The organism is Streptomyces gelaticus (assembly GCF_014649535.1).
GTDB classification, from domain to species: Bacteria; Actinomycetota; Actinomycetes; order Streptomycetales; family Streptomycetaceae; genus Streptomyces; species Streptomyces gelaticus.
The window spans coordinates 31,404-54,831 of sequence record NZ_BMTF01000024.1; the positions used below are offsets into that span (position 1 = coordinate 31,404).

23 protein-coding genes, 1 tRNA gene and 1 pseudogene are annotated in these 23,428 nt (G+C 72.5%); 7 read left to right on the forward strand and 18 right to left on the reverse strand.

Translation table 11 applies throughout. From position 1 onward, the window contains the following. The 6 genes from IE107_RS27545 to IE107_RS27570 all read right to left on the reverse strand — a co-directional run. Positions 1–690, reverse strand: a 690-nt coding sequence (locus IE107_RS27545; RefSeq protein ID WP_189547046.1) for a hypothetical protein, incomplete at its 3' end; no start/stop codon positions are given. 131 nt (positions 691–821) lie between these two features. Next, on the reverse strand, positions 822–1,163 hold the full coding sequence (locus IE107_RS27550; protein WP_189547047.1) for a DUF8844 domain-containing protein: 342 nt from the start codon (positions 1,161–1,163) through the stop codon (positions 822–824). 82 nt (positions 1,164–1,245) lie between these two features. Further along, entirely contained in the window at positions 1,246–2,580 is a 1,335-nt protein-coding gene (locus IE107_RS27555; RefSeq protein ID WP_189547048.1) for an AAA domain-containing protein, read from the reverse strand. Beyond that, complete coding sequence (locus tag IE107_RS27560) at positions 2,577–4,184, reverse strand: hypothetical protein (protein ID WP_189547049.1); 1,608 nt, start codon at positions 4,182–4,184, stop codon at positions 2,577–2,579. Before IE107_RS27560 ends, IE107_RS27555 begins: the two co-directional genes overlap by 4 nt. Continuing rightward, positions 4,175–5,362, reverse strand: coding sequence for a hypothetical protein (locus IE107_RS27565; protein WP_189547050.1), 1,188 nt, complete (start codon positions 5,360–5,362; stop codon positions 4,175–4,177). The genes IE107_RS27560 and IE107_RS27565 overlap by 10 nt, the downstream gene beginning before the upstream one ends. Further along, entirely contained in the window at positions 5,247–6,239 is a 993-nt protein-coding gene (locus tag IE107_RS27570; RefSeq protein ID WP_229867281.1) for a phosphatase PAP2 family protein, read from the reverse strand. The genes IE107_RS27565 and IE107_RS27570 overlap by 116 nt, the downstream gene beginning before the upstream one ends. Positions 6,240–6,485: 246 nt before the next feature. On the opposite strand from IE107_RS27570, the gene IE107_RS27575 reads away from it, so the two are divergent. Beyond that, positions 6,486–7,082, forward strand: coding sequence for a histidine phosphatase family protein (locus tag IE107_RS27575; RefSeq protein ID WP_189547051.1), 597 nt, complete (start codon positions 6,486–6,488; stop codon positions 7,080–7,082). A 13-nt stretch (positions 7,083–7,095) separates the two neighbouring features. On the opposite strand, the gene IE107_RS27580 is transcribed toward IE107_RS27575, so the two are convergent. Beyond that, positions 7,096–8,448: an NsdA family TPR-like regulatory protein gene (locus IE107_RS27580; protein ID WP_189547052.1), complete on the reverse strand. Its 1,353-nt coding sequence runs from the start codon at positions 8,446–8,448 to the stop codon at positions 7,096–7,098. Between the two features lie 287 nt (positions 8,449–8,735). Here IE107_RS27580 and IE107_RS27585 point away from each other — a divergent pair, with 287 nt between their 5' ends. Beyond that, on the forward strand, positions 8,736–9,149 hold the full coding sequence (locus tag IE107_RS27585; RefSeq protein ID WP_229867282.1) for a hypothetical protein: 414 nt from the start codon (positions 8,736–8,738) through the stop codon (positions 9,147–9,149). Between the two features lie 110 nt (positions 9,150–9,259). Further along, positions 9,260–10,231 (forward strand): spermidine synthase, encoded by a 972-nt coding sequence (locus IE107_RS27590; protein ID WP_373302513.1) that lies wholly within the window; start codon positions 9,260–9,262, stop codon positions 10,229–10,231. A gap of 289 nt (positions 10,232–10,520) precedes the next feature. Here IE107_RS27590 and IE107_RS27595 read toward each other — a convergent pair. The 3 genes from IE107_RS27595 to IE107_RS27605 all read right to left on the reverse strand — a co-directional run bounded on the left by IE107_RS27595 (position 10,521) and on the right by IE107_RS27605 (position 12,567). Beyond that, a tRNA-His gene (locus IE107_RS27595) sits at positions 10,521–10,593 on the reverse strand. 126 nt (positions 10,594–10,719) lie between these two features. Next, positions 10,720–11,322 (reverse strand): oligoribonuclease, encoded by a 603-nt coding sequence (orn, locus tag IE107_RS27600; protein ID WP_189547054.1) that lies wholly within the window; start codon positions 11,320–11,322, stop codon positions 10,720–10,722. Between the two features lie 9 nt (positions 11,323–11,331). Further along, complete coding sequence (locus tag IE107_RS27605; protein WP_189547055.1) at positions 11,332–12,567, reverse strand: helix-turn-helix domain-containing protein; 1,236 nt, start codon at positions 12,565–12,567, stop codon at positions 11,332–11,334. A 958-nt stretch (positions 12,568–13,525) separates the two neighbouring features. Between IE107_RS27605 and IE107_RS27610 the strand changes: the two genes are divergently transcribed. Continuing rightward, complete coding sequence (locus IE107_RS27610) at positions 13,526–14,047, forward strand: universal stress protein (RefSeq protein WP_189547056.1); 522 nt, start codon at positions 13,526–13,528, stop codon at positions 14,045–14,047. A 140-nt stretch (positions 14,048–14,187) separates the two neighbouring features. Here the strand turns inward: IE107_RS27610 and glmS are convergent, their stop codons facing one another. From glmS to IE107_RS27625, 3 genes are all read right to left on the reverse strand, one after another. Further along, positions 14,188–16,017, reverse strand: a complete 1,830-nt coding sequence (gene glmS / locus IE107_RS27615) for a glutamine--fructose-6-phosphate transaminase (isomerizing) (RefSeq protein ID WP_189547057.1) — start codon at positions 16,015–16,017, stop codon at positions 14,188–14,190. Positions 16,018–16,060: 43 nt separating this feature from the next. After that, entirely contained in the window at positions 16,061–16,336 is a 276-nt protein-coding gene (locus IE107_RS27620; protein WP_189547058.1) for a hypothetical protein, read from the reverse strand. A gap of 86 nt (positions 16,337–16,422) precedes the next feature. Continuing rightward, positions 16,423–17,307, reverse strand: coding sequence for a DUF4429 domain-containing protein (locus IE107_RS27625; RefSeq protein WP_189547059.1), 885 nt, complete (start codon positions 17,305–17,307; stop codon positions 16,423–16,425). Between the two features lie 78 nt (positions 17,308–17,385). Between IE107_RS27625 and IE107_RS27630 the strand changes: the two genes are divergently transcribed. After that, a complete protein-coding gene (locus IE107_RS27630) occupies positions 17,386–19,068 on the forward strand; it encodes a beta-N-acetylhexosaminidase (RefSeq protein ID WP_189547113.1) in 1,683 nt (560 codons plus the stop codon). An 85-nt stretch (positions 19,069–19,153) separates the two neighbouring features. On the opposite strand, the gene IE107_RS27635 is transcribed toward IE107_RS27630, so the two are convergent. The 3 genes from IE107_RS27635 to IE107_RS27645 all read right to left on the reverse strand — a co-directional run bounded on the left by IE107_RS27635 (position 19,154) and on the right by IE107_RS27645 (position 20,623). Further along, positions 19,154–19,513, reverse strand: a complete 360-nt coding sequence (locus tag IE107_RS27635; protein WP_189547060.1) for a hypothetical protein — start codon at positions 19,511–19,513, stop codon at positions 19,154–19,156. Then, positions 19,510–20,151 (reverse strand): GNAT family N-acetyltransferase, encoded by a 642-nt coding sequence (locus IE107_RS27640; RefSeq protein WP_189547061.1) that lies wholly within the window; start codon positions 20,149–20,151, stop codon positions 19,510–19,512. Before IE107_RS27640 ends, IE107_RS27635 begins: the two co-directional genes overlap by 4 nt. 118 nt (positions 20,152–20,269) lie before the next feature. Beyond that, the gene (locus IE107_RS27645) at positions 20,270–20,623 is read right to left on the reverse strand and encodes a MarR family winged helix-turn-helix transcriptional regulator (protein WP_229867284.1); all 354 of its coding nucleotides are present in this window, start codon (positions 20,621–20,623) and stop codon (positions 20,270–20,272) included. Between IE107_RS27645 and IE107_RS27650 the strand changes: the two are divergent. Further along, a pseudogene (locus IE107_RS27650) lies at positions 20,589–21,044 on the forward strand (MFS transporter); the annotation flags it as partial. The gene IE107_RS27645 and the pseudogene IE107_RS27650 overlap by 35 nt on opposite strands. A gap of 71 nt (positions 21,045–21,115) precedes the next feature. On the opposite strand, the gene IE107_RS27655 reads toward IE107_RS27650, so the two are convergent. Continuing rightward, positions 21,116–21,823 (reverse strand): B3/B4 domain-containing protein, encoded by a 708-nt coding sequence (locus IE107_RS27655; protein WP_189547062.1) that lies wholly within the window; start codon positions 21,821–21,823, stop codon positions 21,116–21,118. 45 nt (positions 21,824–21,868) lie between these two features. Further along, positions 21,869–22,705, reverse strand: a complete 837-nt coding sequence (locus tag IE107_RS27660) for an EamA family transporter (RefSeq protein ID WP_189547063.1) — start codon at positions 22,703–22,705, stop codon at positions 21,869–21,871. 117 nt (positions 22,706–22,822) lie between these two features. Between IE107_RS27660 and IE107_RS27665 the strand changes: the two genes are divergently transcribed. Continuing rightward, positions 22,823–23,407 (forward strand): helix-turn-helix domain-containing protein, encoded by a 585-nt coding sequence (locus tag IE107_RS27665; protein ID WP_189547064.1) that lies wholly within the window; start codon positions 22,823–22,825, stop codon positions 23,405–23,407. Positions 23,408–23,428: the final 21 nt, after the last annotated feature.

Here is a 23,428-nt window from a genome sequence, read left to right on the forward strand (position 1 = left end):
GTCGTAGACATTAGCACCCGGATCGGCGTGAGGAAAAATCGAATTCCGGGCCACCGGCGAGGGCGCCGACCTGGTCACCCGCACACAGGCCCAGAGCAGTACGTCGGGGCCAGGCAGCCAGGGGCTACGGGTGTCGGGGGCGACCAGCCAGCGGGGTCCGGGCGTGGTGGAGGTGCAGGTCAGGGGTGGGACGGTCACCGCGTCCCCGGTGCCGTGACAGATCAGCGGCGGGACCTTGCCGTCGGTGTCCTCGCCGGCGGCCCCCGGGCCCATGGCGGCTCTCGGCCCGGGGCCGCCGCCCCACTCCTCCCAGTCGAGCAGCGAGGGGAGCCGCTGGGCGGTGCCGGGCGAGGCGAACAGCAGCATCCGTCCGCGGTGCGTGGCCACCGGGCCGGATCCGGGGCCGTCGGACCACAGGTGTTCCAGCATCCGACGCCCGAAGAGAGTGGGCACGTTCACCACGTCGAAGGCCGATCCGCACGGCAGGACCCCGGGCAAGGAGGGATGGGCCTCCCACTGGGCCAGCGTGCTGCGCGGATACGCGGCGGCGCCGGCGAGCCAGGCGGCGCCGGCCGCCGTGACGTGCGCCGTCTGGTTCGCGGCCTGGTTCCGCAGAACGGCGAAGAGGCCGGTGTCCTGGCGGACGTCGCCGTGGTGCAGGGTCGATTCGTCTGGCAGCCATGCGGTCATGCCGACATATCTACCGGGAGTGATCGACCGGGTTCCGAGAGTTGCCGGAAACCGGGACAGGGCGGGGTCAGGAGGAGTATCTTGCGCTCGGGCATATGCCAGTGGTTCTGCCCGGAGTGCGGGACCGGCTCTCAGGGAGCGGCACCGCCCAGCAGGCTCCGGCCGAACTCCACCATCTTCTTGGCGTAGTCCTCGGTCCACTGCGCACGCTGCGCGATGTCCGCGGTCGTGAGCCGGTCGAACCGGCGCGGATCGGCGAGCTGGGCGGCCGCGATCGCCTGGAACTCGGCCGCGCGGTCGGTCGCGGCACGGAACGCCAGGGTCAGTTCGGTGGCGCGGGACAGCAGCTCCTTCGGATCTTCCATCGACTCCAGGTCGAAGAAGTGCTCCGGATCGGCGACCGCCTCCGACGGCTCGAAGAGCAGGGGCGCGGGGCGCAGCCGCTGCTGCCCGTTCCGCTCGGGTTGTGCCATGTGGTGTTGCCTCCTTGGGTCGGCCCGATGACCACCCTCCATTGTCCAACGTCGCGCAAGGGGGCCGGGCGCACGGCAGCCGTCACCCCGGCCACCGCACCCGGTGCTCCGCCAGATGCGCCAGCACCGCGTGGTTCGCCTCCCAGCCGTCCGGGAATTTCACCGTGACACCCAACTGCACCGGCTCCGTCGACGGGTGCTCGTCCAGCAGCTCGGTGACGCCCGCCCGGCACACCACGATGCAGGCGTGCCGGTGGCGCGAGGCCAGCACGCAGAGCCGGCCCGTCTCCAGGTGGAAGGCCGTGGCGTCGGGGCGGCCGGAGAGCGGGTGCAGGACCACCGTCACATCGAACTCGCGGCCCTGGAGCCGGTTCGCCGTGTCCACCGCGACGCCCGTCACACCCAGCTCCGCGAGCGCCGCCCGCACCGCCGCGGCCTGGTCGCGATGGGCGGTGCCGACCGCGACGCGGTCCGCCGTCACCGGCACCGGGTCCGGCGAACGCTCGCTGGTCGCCGCGCCGCCGCGGTCCAGCAGCCGACGGACGACCAGGGCCACCGCGCGCACCGCCTCCGGGTCGGTGCGCGGGGTGTGCCGGGCCGGGAGCTCCAGCAGCCCCCAGCCGGAATCCGCGGCCTCGTCCAGCACCCGGTCCGGGGCCGAGCCGTCGGATGCCACACCGAAGGACAGCCGCCGGTCGCCGTGGTCCGTGCCGCTGCGGAACGGGGTGTACGGGTAGAACGCGTCCGAGACCAGCGGCGCGGCGGAGGCGGGCAGCCGCCAGGACACCGGCAGCCGGTGCTGCGGCAGCCGGGGATTGTGCGCGAGCAGCGTGGAGACGGCGCTCGCCGACGGGTCGTACGAGAGCCCCGCCCACTGGTCCGCGCCGACGATCGAGAACGGGTCCAACTGGCCCGGATCGCCGACGAACAGCGCCCGCTCGAAGAGCCCCGCGACGGCCAGCAGCGCGTCCGAACGCATCTGGTACGCCTCGTCGACGATCGCGTGGCCCCACGGCTCGACGTTCTTCACGTGCGCCCACTTCGCGGCCGTCGAGATGACGACGTCGAGCCCGGCGAGATCGGACGCCTTGGCCGACTTCCGTACGTTGGCCAGCCCGTCCAGCACCTTGTCGTACGGGTCGGTGTCGTTGCTGTGCAGCCGGCCGACCGGCAGCCCCGGATCCTTCTCGGCCAGCCGCACCACCAGGTCGTCGACCTGGGCGTTGGTCTGCGCGACCACCATCAGCGGATGCCCGGCCGCCGCGAGTTCGAGCGCGGCGCGCACCACGAGCGTCGACTTGCCCGCGCCCGGCGGGGAGTCCACCACGATGCCGCGCTCCGTACCGCCCAGGGTGTCGGCGAGGATCGCGTCGGTCGCCCGCGCGGCCTGGGCGCCCGGGTCGAATACGGCCGTCACAGAAGGTCCTCCGCGGTCACGGGGTCGGGGCTCTCGGTATGCCCGGCCGCACCCGGCGGGCCGCCGTGCGTCCAGGGCGTCTGCTCCGGGTCCGGCAGCTTCGGGCCGCCGCGCTGATCGTGCTCGAAGAGCGTCCAGACGATCCGGTCGCCCGGCTCCGGCACCGAGCCCGGGGCCGGTTCCTTGCTCCGGCCCATCCGGTCGAGGATCCGCAGCACCAGAAGGGGCGGCCCCCCGTCCTCCGGCTCGGCGTACCCTGCGAACTCGGCGGTCTGCGGCCTGCCCTCCAGCGAGCGGTACACCTTGGTGCGCTCGCCGAGATGCGGGTGCTCGTCCGTGCGGACCGTGACCAGCGGGCGCGGCGAGGGGCGCTTGGACTCGCTGTACGCCATCACCACCTCCGTCACCCCGGCGACGAACGCCTCACCGGCCAGCCGCCGCCCGGCCAGCACCAGCGGATCGTCCAGCGCCTCCTGGGCCTCCAGCTGGGCCTGTGCCGTCTCCCGCGAGGCAAGCTTCTGCGCCGCCGTCACCGCGTCGTCCCGGCGCGGCTGCGGCGGCTCGCCCGAGCGCACCCGGTCCCGATGGCCGGTGAACGACCAGCGGTCCCTGGTCCAGCGGTCCTCGGCCCTGGCACCTTCGGGAAGCTCCCTCAGCAGGTCGAGCCCGCGCCACACCGCGTCCCACGTCGGCCGGGTCACGTCGGCCAGCAGGGCTCTGATCTCCCGCTCGGCCGCAGTCAGTTCGGCGAGCCGGGCGTCGGCCGCCAGGCCGTCCTCGGCGGCCGCGAGCGAGGTGCGCGCCCGGTCGTACTTCTCGATGGCGGGCGCCAGCAGCCGGTTGTCGAACGCCGGGTCCGTGGCCGGACCGGCCGGCGGGCACAGCAGCTGTCCCTCGCCGTCGCGCTCCAGCTCCGCGCGGAGCGCGGCCGAGGCGCCCGACTCGCCCGCCGGGGCGTCGATCCAGGCCAGCAGCGCGCCCAGGTGCTGGTCCTCCAGACTGCTCTGGCCGGTCGCCCAGTGCCGGTTCAGCAGATCGGTCGCGGCGAGCAGCAGCGAGGAGCCGGGCACCCTGGCCCGCTCCCCGTAGTGCGTCAGCCAGCGGCCCAGCAGCGGGACCCGGGCGGGCGCGGGGTACGGGGTGTCGGGGTCCTCCTCGGCCGTGCGGCGGAACCGCATGGAGCGGCCCAGCAGCCGGACGAACTCGATGCCGGCCCGGCTCGGCACGATCAGCTGCGGCGCGTCCGCGCACAGCTCGACCTCGACCCTGGTCCTCTTCCCGGTCTCCGGATCGGTCTCGTTGCGCTCGGCCGGCTCGACGACGTCCTCGTACGCCTCCATGTGCGGCAGCACCGCCTCGGCCAGCTCGGCGAGGAACGCGAACCGCAGGTCCCGGTCGCGCGGCTGGGAGACCGTCAGCAGCCGGGGCGCCTCCCGGTCGGTCCCGACGAGCGCGCCCAGCGGGGCGCCCGCCTCACCGGCCGTGGTCAGCGGAACCAGGACGAGGGGCCGGTCGGTGAGATGGCGGTGCAGGACCGTGGCCGTCGGCCGGGCGCGGCCGCTCTCCACGGCCTCCAGCCGGGCCAGGGTGCTGATCAGCGACATGCCGGACCGCCCGCCAGCGCCTCGGCGCGCAGGGCCGCCGCGCGCCGCAGGGCCGCGACCGTCGGGTCCGCCGGGTCGCCCTCCTTGCCCGCGGCGGCCGCCAGCACCTCGCCCACCGTGGTCAGCCCGCCGAGCTCGCCGCGCACACTGCGCCCCAGCGTCTCCACCGCACCGGCCTCGCGCGCCTTCGCCCGGCAGTGGAAGGCCAGCTCGCAGGCGGCCAGGCACTCCGGGGCGTACGCCGCGCCGACCGATTCGACCGCGGCGTCGAGCTGCTGCCGGGGGCACTGAGGGTCGAAGGTGGTGCCCTCGGGCAGGGCTGCCGCGATCTCCTCGATCCGGGTCAGCCTGGTCAGCTGGCGGCGGGTGACCGCGCGCTGCTTGCGTACGTCGACGACCGAGGCGGTGGGCAGGTTGGAGAAGTCCTTCGGGCAGACCAGCAGCACCCGGTGGCCCACCTCGGCGCCCTCGGTCAGCTCCGCGATCCGTTCCAGCGCCAGTACGTAGACGGCGGACTGCCGGGCCGCCGCGCCGACCTTCGCCGCGTCGGCCGAGCCGTCGACCGTGGGGAAGGACTTGATCTCGACGACCGTCCAGGTGCCGTCGGGGTGCACCGCCACCGCGTCCGGCTCCAGGTAGGCGGGGGAGCCCGCCACCTCCAGGGCCAGCATCGGGTGGTCCAGCAGCGCCCAGCCGCCCGCCTCGGTCGCCTCCCGCAGCGCCAGCGCCGTACGCGCGGCGCGGCCCTCTGGGCCTGCCGCCGTCAGATCGGGCACCGAGACCTCGCGCGGCGCCCCGGCATCGCCGCCGAGGCGCTCGTACAGCAGCCGCATCAGCTCCGTGCCCCCGTCGGCCTTGACCTTGGCCTCGAAGGCGTTGCCCCGGACGAGGGCGAACTGGGACTGGCCGAAGGGGGCCGGTGAACCGAGCGCCGCGGCCAGCGCGGCCTTGTCCACCCCGGCGCCGTCGAGCAGGGCGCGGCGACGGCAGCCGGGGTTGGCGGCGAGGGCGGCCAGCGCGCGGGCGTCCAGCGGGCGGGGCGGGACGGCCGGTCCCCGCAGCTCAGCGAGCCGCTGCCGGAGTGTCGTCCCCCGCGGCTCCCGCTCCTGCGGGGGCGGCGGTGTCGGCCCGGGTTGCGCGACCGGCCGAGGCGTCTGCGTCGGCCGCTGCTGCGGCATCGGTGGAGTCTGCGGAGGTGGTCCGCTGGCCAGGGATTCGCTCACCCGCGGAAGTCTTGCATCCGGCACTGACAATCGGGGACTCCGCGGCCGGGGCGACCCGTGGGAAGCGTGCTCCGACCCGGTCCCTGATCCGGTCCGCCAGCCGCATCACGGGCCGGGTCAGCAGGGCTCCGACACCCATCACGGCGACGCCCGCGACCGCGTCGAGGAAGTAGTGGTTGGCCGTGCCCATCACCACGAAGGTGGTGATCAGGGGGTAGGCGACGCCCGCGGCCCGGATGTACGGGTTCTTGCTGTGGCGCCACAGCAGGATGCCGCACCAGAGTGCCCAGCCGACGTGCAGGCTCGGCATCGCCGCGTACTGGTTGGTCATCCCGCCCATACCGCGCGGGGCGCTGGCCTCCGTGCCCCACCAGCCGTACGAGCTGTACTGCGCCATCGTGTCCACGAAGCCGTATCGGGCCTCAAGCAGCCTGGGCGGGCAGGTCGGCAGCAGCATGAAGCCGATCAGGCCGAGCAGCGTGGAGGTCATCAGCCAGGTGCGGGCCCTGCGGTAGACCTCCTGGCGGCGGCGGAAGAGCCAGACCAGGACGGCCGGGGTGACGAGGTAGTGCAGGGACGCGTATATGAAGTCGGAGGGTATGCCTATCGTGGGGTGCGCGGTGAGCAGCCGGTTGAGCGGATGCTCCAGGTTGATGTGGAGCGTCTTCTCCAGGCTCAGGATGCTCAGGCCGTGGTCGACGGCGGTGGACACGTCGCCGCGCGCCAGCAGGCGGCCCGCCGAATAGGCCCCGTACACGAGGGCCAGCAGCGGCAGCTCGGTCCACCAACGGGGCCGCGGGCGCGGCACGGGCGCGGTGCTGGCATGCTGCATCCGGAAGCTCTCCATCATGTGTTCATGCGACCGACGGCGGGCGTTCAACCGTACGGTGCGGTTCGGTCGCGGTTCCTCCGGGGTCCTTTTCGGAGCCCCGTGCGCGCGCAGATTTCTCCGCTCAGAGTGTTGACGTCGGTCCGGGCCGGGAGGTTGCCTCGCGATCACGTGCGCGATGATGGGAAAACCGGATGATCCATATCGTCTTGATCGCCGGCCTCAGATCTCAGTTCAGGGAGAGCCGTCATGGCACCGCGTATCCTGCTCGCCCGGCACGGCCAGACGGAATGGTCCGTCAAGGGCAATCACACCGGCAGGACGGACATCCCGCTGCTCGACACCGGCCGGGCGGGCGCGAAGCTCCTCGGCGAGCGGCTGCGGCGCGGGCCGTGGGCCGGGCTGCCGCGCCTGGAAGTGCGCACCAGCCCGTTGCAGCGGGCCAGGGAGACCTGCGAGATCGCGGGATTCGCGGACCGGGCCGAGCCGTGGGACGCGCTCATGGAGTGGGACTACGGGGCGTACGAGGGGATGACTCCGGCCGAGATCCAGGCGATCCGGCCCGGCTGGCTCATCTGGCGCGACGGGGTGCCGGAGGGGGAGACCCCGGCCGAGCTGTCCGCCCGCGCCGACGAGATCGTGGCGTGGGCCCGCTCGGCCGACCGCGATGTGCTGGTCTTCGCCCACGGGCACATCCTGCGGGCGCTGGGGGCGCGGTGGCTCGGTGAGGACGTGTCGTTCGCGGCGCGGATCCGGCTCGACCCGACCTCGCTCTCGGTGCTGGGCTGGGCGTACGGAGCCCCCGCGATCGAACGCTGGAACGACACGGGCCACCTGGATCGTTAGGGCCGGACAGGTCCTACGCGGAGGCCGCGGCCTCCGCGTGCCGCTCCAGGAACTCCCGCACCTCCGCAACGCCCCGCCGGGGCGTCAGGACCCCCACCGCCTGCGCCAGCATCGCCCGGATGCGGGTCGACCGGACACGGACCAGCAGGTCGAGCACCTGATGGCCGGCCGCCGCCGCCTCCACGGCCCGGTCCGCGCGGGCGAGGTCCCAGGTCAGCTCGGCCCGGTACAGCGCCTGGTTCCGGGTGAAGTGCGGGTCCTGGAGCCGGGTGGCCCGCAGCGCGTGCCGGGCGGCCCGCGACCAGTCACCCAGCGCCGACCAGCACTGCGCCTCCAGCATCTCCAGCTCCGCCTCCCGGAAGAAGGTCATCCACTCCGGATCGGCGTCGCACGGACCGCGCCCGAACGCGGTGTGCGCCCGGCCGAGGGCCCGCTCGCAGCCCGCACGGTCCCCGAGCCCTGCCCGGCCCCCCGCCTCCCGCAGCGCGAGCAGCGCCAGCAGCCGGGGCGAGCCCAGCGGCTTCGCCGCCCGCTGCGCGGCCTCCGCCGCCCGTACCGACTCGCGGGGCCGCCCGATATCCCGGGCCAGGAACGACGTGTTGCAGAAGGCATGTGCCTCCAGCGCCGGATCAACGGCTACCCGGGCCGTGGCGAGCGCCTCCGCGTAGTGCGAGCGGGCCTCCTCGAACCGGCCCGAGTCATGGGCCAGCCAGCCCACCGAGATGGCCAGTTCGCCCGCCCCGGCATGCAGTCTGTCGGCGGTGGTGCGCTTGGTGGTGGTACCGGAGTCGAGCAGCGCGTACGCCGCCCGCAGCGGCTGGAACGCCTTGCCGTACAGGCCGTCGCCGCCGTGCCGGTCGTCGAGCAGCCGGATCTGCCGCACCGCCTTCTCGACGGCGCTCACCTCGGTCTCGCCGACCCGGCGCGGGTCGGGCGGGGTGGCGGCAGCGGCGGACGCGGAGCCGGGGCCCAGGCCCAGGGCCGCGGCCGCCATCGTGGTGGTGCCGCTCGTCATGAATACGCGACGCAGCACGTCGCTCTCCTCGTCGGGGTTGCTGTGGAGCGTGGGGGACGGTGGGGTTTCGGCGGTGGTCCGTGCCCCCCGGCCGCGTACGGTTTCGCGCGGCGAGAAGCCCAGGTCCGCCAGGGTCGCCCCGGGGAACATGTGCAGGAAGACCCGTTCGTACGCGTAGTTGGGGCAGCGGATCTCCCCCGACTCCACGCGTCCGATGTACCGGGCGTCGCACGCGACCTGCTCGCCGATCTCGCGGGCCGATCTGCGTACCGCGGCAGCGAACTCCCCGGCGGAGCGCCGACCGCGCAGCCGCCGGAAGGTGAGGTTGGGTACTGCCCCTGTCGACACCATGGGCGGGGACCTCTCTTCTGCAGCTCTTCTGCAGCCGGGCTTCCTGCTTCCGGTGTCCCGGCGGAGCAAGAACGTACCCGCTGTGACGAGGTACACACGGAACGTTTAAGAGCAAAGCGGGGCATCTCGCCCGCGATCTGCCATGAACTGCCACCCTTTGCGGCGGCGTGGCACCGTAGCCCTTGACGCCGTCGGCGCGTTGGTCCTTGCGGAGACGGAATCCGGCTCCGCCCGGCGATGAGAGGAGAGGTCCCTTGTTGCACCCCGGCACGGAGACCGAATCGCGGATGACAGCGACGACCCCGGCCGCGACGGGGGCCCCGGCGCCCACCACTGCCGCGGACGACCACGGCGGCGAACCCTGTGAACTGGTGACCGTCCCGGCCCGCCAGGGGCTGGAGGCCGTGGACATCCTGCGCCGGGACGCCGAGCAGGACGTCGGCCCGGTCGTACACGACGGCGCCTGTGACACCCTCGGCTTCCTGGTGCCGCCGGGGACCGCCGAGGCGTGGGACGTACCGGGCAGCGCCTGTACGCAGACCGCCGGCCGCGGACTGCGCATCCCCGCCGAGCCGCCCGGCACCGGCAGTGGCTGGCTGCTGCCGCCCGAGGCCGACGCCCCGGTCACCGACCCGGCGGTGCTGCGGGCCGCACTCGACCAGGCGGCCCGGCTGATCGAGGCGGCCGACAACTGCCGCTGACCGCAGCCTCCTCGCAGGCGCGCCCATAATGGGCAGGTGGGCGGGATTCCCCGGCACGGCCGGTTCCCCACCGGTCCGGAGCGAAGAGCAGTGAGCGGGCACGAGCAGCGGTGGCACGTCGAGGAGGGTCGAGCGGAGGTGCGGGCGCCCGTAAGCGGTCCGACCGCAAGACCGGGAGCAGGGCCGGGAGCACGGCCGAGGACGGGACCGGTGGCAGGGCCGAACGCGGTGCCGGGCGCGGCGGGCGCAGGGCGGAGCGCCTCGCCGAACCGGTGGACGGTTCCGTCGCCGAGCTGGTCCCCGACCGGGAGCGGCCGCGCGCCTGGACGCTGACGCTGGACGGCGCCCCGCAGTCCCATGTGGATCTCGACGACCCCACGTTCCTGTCCTTCGAGTACCAGCGCAGGATCGGTCACATCGCCGATCTCGTCGCACCCCCCGGGCAGCCCCTGCACGTGGTGCACCTGGGCGGCGGCGCCTTCACGCTCGCCCGCTACATCGCCGCTACCCGGCCCCGCTCCACCCAGCAGATCGTGGAGGTGGACGCCGCGCTCGTCCAACTCGTCCGCCGGGAGCTGCCGCTGGACCCGCAGGCCAGGATCCGGGTCAGGGCCACCGACGCCCGCGCCGGGCTGGGGAAGATCCAGGACGGCTGGGCCGATCTCGTCATCGCCGATGTGTTCAGCGGAGCCCGTACCCCCGCGCACCTCACCAGCACCGAGTTCCTCGCCGAGGTCCGCCGGGTCCTGAAGCCCGGCGGGAGTTACGTCGCCAACCTGGCGGACGGGCCGCCGCTGACCCATCTGCGCGGACAGATCGCCACCGCGGCCGCCCTCTTCCCCGAACTGGCCCTCGCCGCCGACCCGGCCGTGTGGCGAGGCCGCCGCTTCGGCAACGCCGTGCTGCTCGCCTCGGACCTGCCGCTGAAGGTCGCGGAGCTGACCCGTCGGATCGCGACCGATCCGCACCCCGGACGCGTCGAACACGGGCGGGCGCTGGCCGACTTCACCGGCGGCGCGGCGCCGGTGAGCGACGCGGACGCCAGGCCGTCCCCGGCGCCGCCCCCCTCGGTCTTCGGGTAGGCGTCGACGGCCGGTACCGGCCTGCGGCGGATGGCCGTTCCGGGCGCGGAGGGCCGACACCGGCGTACCGCCGTCCCCGGCCGTACGAGCCGGCCGATCGAGGAGCTGGGCCGCACAATGGCCCGCGTCCTGCTGAAGGAGATCGCGAGCATCAGGAGCGCCCGCAGATCGTGCTTCCTACCGAACTGGTCGTCCGTGACTCGTCGTGACGACCGTCACACGGCTGCCTGCTGAAGGAGGCTCAGACACGGGAAGGGCCCCGGTCCGAAGACCGGGGCCCTTCCTTCAGGGTGAGTAACGGGACTCGAACCCGCGACATCCTGGACCACAACCAGGTGCTCTACCATCTGAGCTATACCCACCATGCCCGGTCTTTTTCTGACCGGCCGAGAAAAAGTGTACAGGGTCCGAGAGGGTGCTCGCTCCCCTGTTGTTCAGCCGCTGATCCCACCCCCCGAAAGGGCTATGACCAGCGGCTTCACAAGGTCCTACGGTGCGGGCGGCGCGACATGCGCCGCGATGGCCTTCGCGCGCTCCGAGTCCGGGCCGGGCTGCGGCACGAAGACCGCCTCGCGGTAGTAGCGGAGCTCGGTGATCGAGTCGCGGATGTCAGCGAGCGCCCGGTGGTTGCCGTTCTTGGCCGGACTGTTGAAGTACGCCCGCGGGTACCAGCGGCGCGCCAGCTCCTTGATCGAGGAGACATCGACGATCCGGTAGTGGAGGTAGCCCTCCAGGGCCGCCATGTCCCGCGCCAGGAAACCGCGGTCGGTGGAGACGGAGTTCCCGCAGAGCGGGGCCTTGCCGGGCTCCTTCACATGCTCACGGACGTAGTTCAGCACCTGGGCCTCGGCGTCGGCCAGGGTCGTGCCCCCGGCCAGCTCGTCGAGGAGGCCCGAGGCGGTGTGCATCTGCCGCACCACCTCGGGCATGGTCTCCAGGGCCGAGTCCGGCGGGCGGATCACGATGTCCACCCCTTCGCCGAGCACGTTCAGCTCCGAGTCGGTGACCAGCGCGGCCACCTCGATGAGTGCGTCTTCCGTCAACGAGAGCCCGGTCATCTCGCAGTCGATCCACACCATGCGATCGTTCATGGTTCCACCCTACGGGGCACTCCGTTGCCCCGGCAGGGTCGGGCGGCCGGTCGTGTACGCGTCGGGGCCGGGTTTCCCCTGCTCCGACTGGACCGGGCCGGCCGTCGGCGCCGTGATGACATGCGGGCCCGGCGGTGCGGCCGTGGCCGCGGCGCGCCGGATCGCCCCGTTGCCCTGCGCGGGCACCACGGGCTCGGTCACCGCGGTCACGGGCTCCGCGCCACCGCCCTGCGGACGGCGGGCCCGGTAGGCGGCCCGGTACGCGGCGGGGGAGGAGCCCAGCTGACGCCGGAAGTGTCCGCGCAGCGCGACCGGCGAGCGGAAGCCGCAGCGGCCCGCCACCTCGTCGACCGAGTACTCGGACGTCTCCAGCAGCCGCTGCGCCTGCAGTACCCGCTGGGTGATCAGCCACTGGAGCGGTGCGCTGCCGGTGAGCGAGCGGAACCTGCGGTCGAAGGTCCGCCTGCTCATGTAGGCGCGAGCGGCCAGCGTCTCCACGTCGAACTGCTCGTGCAGATGCTCCAGTGCCCAGGCCACGACCTCGGCGAGCGGGTCGGAGCCGATCTCCTCAGGTAAAGACCTGTCGAGATAGCGCTCCTGGCCGCCACTGCGCCGCTGCGGCACGACGAGCCGACGGGCCAGTGCCCCGGCGGCCTCCGTGCCGTGGTCCGTGCGGACGATGTGCAGACAGAGGTCGATGCCTGCCGCTGTCCCGGCGGAGGTGAGCACGTCGCCGTCGTCGACGAAGAGCTCACGCGGATCGACGTGGACCGACGGGTAGCGCTTGGCCAGCGTCGGTGCGTACATCCAGTGCGTGGTCGCCGGTCGGCCGTCCAGCAGGCCGGCGGCGGCGAGCACGAACGCGCCGGTGCACAGACCGACGATGCGGGCGCCCTCCTCGTGGGCGCGGCGCAGCGCCTCCAATGCCTCGGCGGGCGGTGGCGAGGTGATCGAACGCCAGGCGGGCACCACGACGGTGCCGGCCCTGCTGATCGCCTCCAGCCCGTAGGGCGCGGTGAGTTCGAGTCCCCCTGTGGTCCGCAGGGGCCCTTCCTCCCCGCCGCAGACGAGGAGTCGGTAACGCGGAACTCCCGCGTCCTGGCGGTCGATTCCGAACACGGAGAGCGGGATCGAGCTCTCGAAGATGGGGCCGCCGCTGAACAGCAGCACGGCGACGACTTCTCGTCGTCGACGACCGCTGAGCTTCCGTACAGCCTCCGTCACGGCGGCGGAGTCCTGGCTCATGACGCTAAGCCCCCCTCGGTGTTCGCGTCTCCCTGGTCCTTACGGGCCTGTCGCACTGCACTGTTCCCCTCGGTCCTGCACGGGCTCCCCAGACTTCGATGCCCAAGATCGAATCTACTGCGTCCTGTGGTGCCGGCGTGACAAGTTCACCAACCGGCGTTATGTCGACAAGGCAACTTGGCGGGAAGCATTCGATCACGAAGCGTTTCATCCGACAGGCGTGCAGGGAAGTGCGCCTGGCGTTCATGGCCCGTCCCCATTGGGTGGAAGCGTACCGCGCGGTCTCTTCCTGCCTGGCGACAAGGGGGTTGATCGGCCAATTCGGCAAGGAATGGGTAGGGGTATGAAGTTGGCTGAAAATAGATGGTTGTGCATACGTGATTCAGTCATTGAACCGGCGCACAACCCGGGTGATCAACCGCTTCTTTGCGCCCCCTGGGCAGGTCGGACGGCTGATCGTACGGAACGGCGCGTCGGCAACCGGCAGCGACCGGATTCCGCCCGGCGGGCCGGTGTCGGTCCCCTGTCGAAAGGGATCGCCGGGAGCGGGGCGGACGGTCCGGAGCGGGTGTGGTGTGACTCCGGGGACCGGGGGGCCGGGATGCCGGCCCGGCGGTTGGTGACGGGCCGGTGATCCACTCCACGGCCGCCCCGGGGAGCCGGGCCGCGCATGCGGCCCGCAGCGGGACGGATCCGGCTCCGTCCGGTCACCGAGGGCGGCCGTGCGGGCCCGGCGGCGTCGGTGTACGGCACAAGCGGCATTGCCATACGGGTCCGCCTCGGGCATGCTCCGTGAAACGTCGCGTGCGCTTTACGCGGGTCTGGGCAGTGGAGGAGTGGCGCCGTACCCTTGGGGGTAAGGGGTTGGGAAGATGATTCCCGGACACCGCAACACCGCCCGCTGACGCACCTTCCCCAAGTCGCTCTCCTCACGAGGACTCTCTTCGCCGAGACACCGATGGCCGGTCATGAAATCCCCGAACCCGCCGACCGCAAGCAGGTAGCCGATCCCATGTCGGACCCGCAGACGGTCGAAGAAACACGTCACTCCTGCGATCCCGCGTTCCGCCACGGGGTCGTCGTCGGCTTCGACGGCTCGACCTCCAGCGAACGCGCCCTCGCCTATGCCATCGGGATGGCCCGAAGATCGGGTTCCGGCCTGATCATCGTCCATGTCGCCAACCGGCTGCCGACCACGGTCTGGGCAGGCTGCGAGCCGCCCGTCTTCGTGGACGTGCCCGACCACCGGACCGAGGTGCTCGGCCTGGAGCTCGCCTGCGCGGACTACCTCTCCGAGGTGCCCTGGGTCCTCGTCGAGCGGGGCGGGGACATCTGCCACGAGCTGGAGGAGGTCGGCCGGGAGTACTCGGCCGACGCCATTGTCGTCGGCTCCACGCACGGCATCGTCGGCCGCATCTTCGGCTCGGTGGCGGGCCGCCTTGCGCGGCGTGCGCAGCGCCCCGTCGTCGTCATCCCCTGAGAGCCTGTCGGGTGACCCTCGTTCGAAGTGGCGTCAACTCGCCTGCATAAACCGGCAATTGATGCCCTCGGTGGCGGGTTCGGGGCGCCCCGCGCACGCCGGGAAAGCGTTCCGCGCGCAGGGCCGCCCCGTACACGGGCCTACTCGACGGTGACGGACTTCGCCAGGTTGCGCGGCTTGTCGATGTCGCGGCCCATGGCCAGCGCCGTGTGGTAGGCGAAGAGCTGGAGCGGGATGCCCATCAGGATCGGGTCCAGCTCGTTCTCGTTCTTCGGCACGACGATGGTGTGGTCGGCCTTCTCCTGCACCTGGTGGGCGACGGCGAGGATCCGGCCGCTGCGGGCCTTGATCTCCTCCATCGCGGCGCGGTTCTTCTCCAGCAGGTCGTCGTCCGGCACGATCGCGACCGTCGGCATCGCGGGCTCGATCAGCGCCAGCGGCCCGTGCTTCAGCTCGGAGGCCGGGTACGCCTCGGCGTGGATGTACGAGACCTCCTTGAGCTTCAGCGAGGCCTCACGGGCGACGGGATAGCCGCGCACCCGGCCGATGAACATCATCGACTTGGCGTCCGCGTACTCGGCCGCCATCTTCTTGATCTCGTCCTCGTTCGCCAGGATCTCGCTGATCTGGGCGGGCAGCCTGCGCAGCCCCTCGATGATCCGCTTGCCGTCGGCGACCGACAGATCACGGATCCGGCCCAGGTGCAGGGCGAGCAGCGCGAACGCGACGACCGTGTTGGTGAAGCACTTGGTGGAGACGACGCAGACCTCGGGACCGGCGTGGACGTACGTACCGCCGTCCGCCTCCCGGGCGATCGCCGAACCCACCACGTTGACGACACCGAGCACCCGGGCGCCCTTGCGCTTGAGCTCCTGGACGGCGGCCAGCACGTCGTACGTCTCGCCGGACTGGGAGACCGCGACGTACAGCGTGTCCGGGTCGACGACCGGGTTGCGGTAGCGGAACTCGGAGGCGGGCTCGGCGTCCGCGGGAATGCGGGCGAGCTCCTCGATCAGCTGGGCGCCGATCTGGCCCGCGTGGTACGAGGTGCCGCAGCCCAGGATCTTGATCCGGCGGACCCCGCGCGCCTCCCGGGCGTCCAGGTTGAGGCCGCCCAGGTGCACGGTGGCGAAGCGGTCGTCGATCCGGCCGCGCAGCACCCGGTCGACCGCGTCGGCCTGCTCGGAGATCTCCTTGTGCATGTACGTGTCGTGGCCGCCCATGTCGTACGACTCGGCCTCCCACTCCACGGTGGTCGGCGTGGCCGTCGTGGACGAGCCCTCCGTGGTGTACGTACGGAAGTCGTCGGCCTTGAGGGTGGCCATCTCGCCGTCGTCCAGGGTGACGACCTGGCGCGTGTGGGCGACCAGCGCGGCGACGTCCGAGGCGACGAACATCTCCTTCTCGCCGATGCCGAGCACCACCGGGGAACCGTTGCGGGCGACCACGATGCGGTCGTTGAAGTCGGCGTGCATGACGGCGATGCCGTACGTGCCCTCGACCGAGCGCAGCGCCTCGCGGACCTTCTCCTCCAGAGTGTCCGCCTGGGCGCGGGCGATCAGGTGGACCAGCACCTCGGTGTCGGTCTCGGAGAGGAAGACGACACCGTCGGCGACGAGCTTCGCACGGAGCTCGGAGGCGTTGTCGATGATGCCGTTGTGGACGACGGCGACCTTGTTCTCGGCGTCCAGGTGCGGGTGCGCGTTCTCGTCGCTCGGGGCGCCGTGGGTGGCCCAGCGGGTGTGGGCGATACCGGTGGTGCCGGTGAAGCGCTTGGGGACGCGGGCCTCCAGCTCGCGGACCCGGCCCTTCGCCTTGACCATCCGCAGGGTGGCGGGCTTGCCGGCCGATGCCTTGCCGGTGATGACGATGCCCGCGGAGTCGTAACCCCGGTACTCCAGCCGCTGCAGCCCCTCCAGCAGCAGCGGAGCCACATCACGCTTCCCGATGTATCCGACGATTCCGCACATGAGTTCTCTGCCCCTCCATCGACGTACCTGTGGTGCTCGTTGCTCAGCCGTAGACGATGCGGCGCAGCTGGCGGAGCGAGAGCTCCGGCGGCGCGACCGCCCGGTGCGGCAGCTCGGCCGCGATCCGTTCGAAGATCTCCGCGTTGACCAGGCCGCCGGACTGCAGTTCGCGGTGGCGGCGGCGGACGAAGTCGTCGGTCGTCTCGTCGAAGTACGCCAGCACGTCGAGGATCACCCGGGCGGCTTCACCGCGCTGGAGCGCGGTGCTGCGCACCAGGTGTTCGATGAGGTCGTCATGCGACGGGCGGCGTTCGAGCACTCGTTGATATTGCGGTGGTGAGGGCGCTTACGCAACAATTCTGCCCGATATCGGGCAGGCTCGGGTGTGATTGCGGTCTCGGTCGCCTACAGGCGCTTGAGGACGGCCTGCTTGGCGGCGGTGAACTCGTCGTCGGTGAGGACCCCGGACCGGTGCAGTTCGCCGAGCTCGCGCAGTCGGCGCAGCAGTGTGTCGTGATCGTCGCCGGCCGGTGCGGGCGCCGGGGCGGGGGCCGCGATCCCGGCGGGCGCGATGCTCGCGGGGGCCGGGCCCGGTGCGTCGGGCAGCCGCACCAGGACCGCCGCCGCGACCAGGACCGCCGTGTACTCCTTCTTGGACAGCCCCCACAGGTCCAGTGAGTACGGGTCGTGCTCGGCCGCCGGGGTCGGGCCCTTGCCCCGTACGAAGCGCAGGTGCCCGTTCTCCAGACCGATGGAGGGCAGCCACCGCACGTCGGTCACCTCCGACACCGGGAATGCGACCGGACCGCCCGAGATCTTGGCCTCATTGGCCTTCCAGTTCCAGGTGAGGCGGACGGTCTCCCCGTCGAACGAGGCCGTGCCGTCCCCGCCGCCACCGGCGACCGGCACCGCGGGCCCCGGCAGCAGGAAGCCGTCCACCGCGTCGGTGGGCACCTGCTCGACCAGCAGAGCGCCGCGCACCTCGTCGACGAAGTACTCCGCCACCCCGTTCCGGTCCTTCTCCACCACCAGCTGGTAGGGGTCCGAGGCGCCCTTGAGCCGGCCGTCGGCCGCGCGCAGGACCGGGCACGCGCCGTCGCGCAGCCGCAGTCGCAGCCGACCGCCCTTGCGGTCCGGTTCGAAGGAGATGCCCGCCAATGCCCGCAGCGGGACCACGCATTCACCCAGCTCCTGCCGGAGCGGATGGATCCCCTTGCCCCGGCCCGGCACGATCCGCACCGCTTCGCCGTCGAAGGTCCAGGTCCCGTCGCGCTGGATTATTTCTGCCATGCGGCAGATTCTCTCAGCCGCAGAACGGGGGAGTGGTCTACACCTTGACCATCCGTGAGACGCGCGATACGCATGGTGATGGTTCGGTTGCTCAGGAGATCCACAGGTGTGAACCCGTCGAAAGGGACCCGGCTTGTGAGACTGCACAGGACACAGCGCACCGCACTGCCCCGCCTTCTCGGCTCGCTGCTGCTCGTCACGGCGGCCGGGATCTCCGGTGTCGGCGCGGCCCCGGGGGGAGCGGCGGCGAACAGCGGCCCCGCCGCCCCGCCCCGTCCGCTCGGCCGGCTCGTCCCCGCCCCTGCCGAGGCGAAGCCGGGCGGCTCCCCGTACACCATCACCGCGGACACCAGGATCCGCGTCGACGGTTCCCGCGAGGCCCGGAAGGTCGGCGACTACCTCGCGGGCGTGCTGCGCCCGTCCACCGGATACCCGCTGCCCGTCACCGGCGACGCAGGCAACGGCATCCGGCTGCGCCTCGACCCCCGCAACGGCGGACTGGGCGCCGAGGGCTACAGACTGAAGTCGGGCCGGGGCTCCGTCACCATCACCGCGGGCGCCCCCGCGGGACTCTTCCACGGCGTTCAGACGCTCCGTCAGCTGCTCCCGGCCGACGTGGAGAAGAAGAGCCCGCAGAAGGGCCCGTGGACGGTCGCGGGCGGCACGGTCACGGACGCGCCGCGCTACGCGTACCGCAGCGCGATGCTCGATGTCTCCCGGCACTTCTTCTCCGTCGCCGAGGTCAAGCGCTACATCGACCAGCTCGCCCTCTACAAGATGAACAAGCTCCATCTGCATCTCTCCGACGACCAGGGCTGGCGGATCGCCATCGACTCCTGGCCGCGGCTCGCCACGTACGGCGGGCAGACGGAGGTCGGCGGCGGCCCCGGCGGCTACTACACCAAGAGCGACTACAAGGAGATCGTCCGGTACGCGGCCTCCCGCTATCTGGAGGTCGTGCCGGAGATCGACCTGCCCGGCCACACCAACGCGGCACTCGCCTCGTACGCGGAGCTGAACTGCAACGGGGTCGCGCCGCCGCTGTACACCGGCACCGACGTCGGCTTCAGCTCGCTCTGCGTCCCGAAGGCCGTCACGTACGACTTCGTGGACGACGTGGTCCGTGAGCTCGCCGCGCTCACCCCCGGCAAGTACCTCCACATCGGCGGCGACGAGGCGCACTCCACCAGCCACGAGGACTACGTGGCCTTCATGGACAAGGCGCAGGCCGTCGTCGGCAAGTACGGCAAGACCGTGGTGGGCTGGCACCAGCTGACCGGGGGCACCCCGGTGAAGGGCGCCGTCGCCCAGTACTGGGGCTACGACCAAACGGGCGCTGCCGAGCGCCAGCAGGTCGCGGACGCCGCCGCGCACGGCACGAAGCTGGTGCTGTCCCCGGCCGACCGCAGCTACCTCGACATGAAGTACGACAAGGACACCGAGTTGGGCCTGGCCTGGGCCGGTTACGTCCCGGTCCAGCGCTCGTACGACTGGAACCCGGCGACGTACCTGGCCGGCGTCCCGGAGGACTCGGTCCTCGGTGTCGAGGCGCCGCTCTGGTCGGAGACCCTGACCGACAACGACGAGATCGAGCAGATGGCGTTCCCCCGGCTGCCCGGGGTCGCGGAGCTCGGCTGGTCGCCCGCGGCCACGCACGACTGGGACGCGTACAAGGTGCGGCTGGGCGCGCAGGGCCCGAGGCTCTCCGCGCTGGGCGTCAACTACTACCGGGCGCCGCAGGTCCCCTGGGCCGCCGAGTGAACCGACCGGGCCCGTCCCGGCGACCGCGCGCCTCCGGCCGCCGGACGGCCCCGGTGCTCGCGCTCCACCCTGCCCCGGCCGCCGCTCACCAGACCAGGACTCCGCCGCCCACCGATCGGGCCCGCAGCGCGGCACGGGTGATGTTGACGAGCCGGGCCGCCACGTAGTCCTCCCGGTAGCCGCTGTGTGCGGCGAGCTCCGCCGTGTGTCCGCGCAGCAGTTGGCACTCGGCGAGGAAGTCCTCGACGTCCTCCGGCTGTACGTGGAGGTCGGCGGTGGCCAGTTCGGGAAGGAACCGGGCCCCGAGCGTCCGTGCGCACTCCGAGCCCCAGAGCCTGGTCCGGCTGTTCTCGAACCCGGCCATGTCGCTGCCGTCATCGGGGTCGTCGAGAAGCTGCCGATTGCCCTGCTCGTCGTGGACGAAGGTGTGCACGAGCAGGGTCATGCCCCGAACTCCTCCCGGCAGTAGTCGAGTCCCTCGACGGTGACCTCGACGCTCCGGCACTCCTCCCAGCGCGCACGGTCCATCCGCAGCCGTTGCAGGGTGACGGGTGCTCCCCGCACGGCGGCGACCTCGATGCCGTCGGGCAGATAGCCGAGCCGGCGCGAGACGCCCAGCGAGCGCGCGTTGTCGGTCATCGCCGACGACACCGCGGACCGGGCCCCGAGGCCGTCGAAGGCGAGGTGCAGGGCGGCGGCCCGCATCTCGGTGCCGATGCCCCGGCCCTGGTGGGCGAGGCCCAGCCACGACCCGGTGGCGACCTGGCCGGTCACGGCGAAGTCCTTCGCCGTGAGGTCCTGCCGCCCGACCACCCGGCCCTCGTACAGCACGGCGAGGCTCAACGCCCAGTCCTGGACCGACCAGTCGGCGACGGTGGACAGCACGTGCTGGAACACCGCCCTGCCGCGCTCCTCGGGCGGTACGGCGGTCCAGGGGACCGTGAACGGCATCTCGCCCGGCGCGTGCACCCCGTCGGCGGCGACCGACGCGAGGTCGTTCAGCAACTCCAGGTCGGGGAGGCGGAGTTCCAGGCGGGGCGTGCGGAGGCGGAGCCCGTACAGGGGCCAGTGCTGCGGCTTCATGGACGGACTCTGCCGGGCGGTGCGGCGCGCTGTCGAACGGATTCTCCGGTCGGCCGCACCGCGGACGTCGTGGCGCCGCGGTCGTGCCGGCCGGGCACGGGCCAGGTGCCGCGAACGGTCAGGGGCGCGGCCAGGGGCGGCCGCCCAGGCGCTCGATGTCGGTGTTGAAGCGCCTCAGGTAGGCGGCGAAGCCGGAGATGTCCTCGTCCGACCAGTCGGCCATGACCCGTTCCAGGGAGCGGACGAGACCCTCGCGTTCCGCGTCGAGCATGCGGGCGCCCTCGTCGGTGATCCGGAACTTGCGGGCCATGCCGCCTTCGGGGTCCGGGATGCGTTCCACGAGTCCGGCGCGCATGGCCGCCGCGGTCTGCCGGTTGAGGGTGGAGGCGTCGAGCCCGAAGGCGTCGCTGAGCTCACCGATCGACATCGGCCCCTGGGCACGGGGACCGAAGTTCACCCTGGTGTGCGGCATCCTGGTCATCGCGGTCGGCTACGGCCTGGCGCTGGTGCTCATGGGCTCCGCGTGGGGCCTGATGGTGGTCGGCATGGTGACCAGCAGCGGTGTCGGCCTGGCGTACGGTGCGATGCCCGCACTGATCATGGGCTCGGTCCCGCTGTCCGAGACCGCCGCCGCCAACGGCTTCAACACGCTCATGCGCTCCCTCGGCACGTCGATCGGCGCTGCCGTGATCGGCGTGGTCCTCTCACAGATGACCGTCACCATGGGCGACCACACCGTCACCTCCGAGAACGGCTTCCGTACCGGCCTCCTGGCCGGCTGCGGCGTCGCCCTGGTCGCCGCGGTGATCGCCGCCGCCATCCCGGCCGCGCGCCGAGTCGAGGCCGACGCCGACGCCGACGCCACTCAGGAACAGGCCGCGGTCAAAGCCTGACCTGCCGGTCCGCGTGACGCCTTCCCTGCCCGTACCGCCCGCGCGCGGCCCCGTGGCGGCCGACGGGGGACTCAGACGGTGACCCGTGGTTGTGCCGGGCCGAGGTGGTGCACCGCGGTCCGTTCGGCGTGCGGGGCGAGCAGGCCCTGCAACTCCCCGGCCGCGGACGTGAGGAGATGGCCGTCACGGGCGGCGTGGAGGGTTTCGAGGATGAAGGCGACGCGGGTGGAGTCCTCGGTGACGCGGGTGCGGTGGGCGTCGCGGTGGTTCCAGTGGCGGGTCAGGACATCGGTGGTGTCCGCGTAGACGATCTCGCCGGGCTTCGGGTGCTCGGTGGTGTCCGGTTCGCCGAGCGGGGTGAAGGACTCCGTGCCGTCCGCCCGGCGGATGACGACCTCGCCGGTGACCCGGTCCAGGTCGAAGGCCCCGGCGGGCAGGCCGTGCCGGACGGAGACGACGTTGTAGGAGTCGACGGCCGGGTTGATGCGCGGCAGGGCGCCCTTCTTGGCGAGGCGTCGGCCGAGCGCGTCGACGCTGGGGCGGATGCGGCGCGGGTTGGTGCCGAAGGAGCGGTAGGCGGTGTGCCACGCCTCGATCCGGGGGTCGGTCTCGTCGGCGGGCTGCCAGCCCCCGTCGGCGAGCCGCTGCTCCAGGTCGGCCAGCGCGGCCGTGGTGCCGGGCCAGGGTCCGTGGCCGCGCAGGCCGGTGGCGGTGACCAGGACGATGAGGGTGTCGGGGAAGGCTTCGGCGACGGCGGGGGACAGGTGGAAGGCGGGCATGGCGGGTTCCTTGGTGCGGTGCGGTGCGGTGGAAGTGGGTTCGGGTCAGGTCAGGGCGAGGAGGCCGACGGCGACGGCGGCGGTGCCCAGGCCGACGAGCTGGCCGCGGTGGATGCGTTCGGCGAGCACCCCGCGGGCCAGCAGGACCGTGCCCGCGGGGTAGAGGGCGGTGATCACGGCGACGACGGTGAGGTCCCCGCTGCGGACGGCGAGCAGGAACAGCAGGTTCGCCAGGGAGTCCAGCACGCCCGCGGTCGCCGCCATCGCGTACGCGGGCCGCTCGGGGCCCAGCCTGCGGTGCAGCAGCCCCGCCGCGGTCAGGGTGATGGCCGAGGAGATCGCCCGGCCCACGATCAGTGGGGCCACCCCGCTGTCGGACGGCGCCTGGTGCAGGAACACGAGCTGGAGCGCGATGGCGGCGCCCGCGCCGAGGGCCAGCAGCAGCGCGGTGCGGGAGGGGCGTGCCGCCCCGGCGCCGTGCCCGGCGCTGACCAGCACCACCGCCGCCAGTGCGAGCGGCAGCCCCAGCAGTCCGGCGGCGCCCAGGTGCTCGCCCTGCGCCAGCCCCACCACGACCGGCAGCGCGGCGGAGACCAGCGCGGTGACGGGCGAGAGCACGTTCATCGGGCCGATCGCCAGGGTCCGGTAGAGCATGGCGAACGCGGCCGCCGAGGCGACCCCCGACGCGGCCCCCCAGCCGAGGGCGCCGACATCGAACGAGGCGCCGAGGAACGGCCACAGCAGCAGCTCGACCGCCAGGCTGGCCGGCGCCGCGATCATCACGGTACGCAGCACGTGTGCCTTGCGGGCGCCGAGGCCGCCGAGGAAATCGGCGCACCCGTAGGCGAGTGAGCTGCCCAGGGCGAGCAGCAGAGCGAGCACGGTGCATCCCTTACTATTCAATGGAACGACCGCACCGTACAACGGACCGACCGGGTTGTGTCAACCGAACGACCGCACGGTGCATTGAAGTGTTCCACTGGCAAGGATGGTGATCAGGTGGCCGAGACGGCCGCAGCCCTGCGGACGGTTGCGCACAATGTCCGGGCGGCCCGCACCCGCGCCGGTCTGTCGCTGGAGGAGCTCAGCCGGCGCGCCCAGGTGAGCAAGGGCGCTCTGGTGGGGCTGGAGAAGGCCCAGGGCAACCCCAACCTGGCCACCCTGGTCCGGCTCGCCGACACCCTCGGCATCTCGGTGTCCGCCCTGATGCAGGGGCCGCCCGAGGGCCGGGTCCGTGTCGTGAGCGCCGACGCCGTGGCGCCGCTGTGGACCGGAGCGAAGGGCAGCGAGGCCCGGCTCGTACTGACCACCTCCGGCCCGGCACCCGTCGAGCTCTGGCGCTGGCGGCTGCAACCGGGCGAGGAATACCCCAGCCACCCCCACCAGGCCGGGGTGGTGGAAACCGTCAGCGTCACCTCCGGCCGGATGACTCTGGTCGTCGACGGCACCGAGTACCCGCTCGAAGCCGGGCAGACCGCCACCTTCGACGGCGACACCCCGCACGCCTACCGCGGCGCGGGCACCGGGCCCTGCACCCTGATCATGACGGTCCACCTGCCGGCCGGCCCTGCTCCCACGGGCTGACCGGCCGGGCGGGTCAGCGCC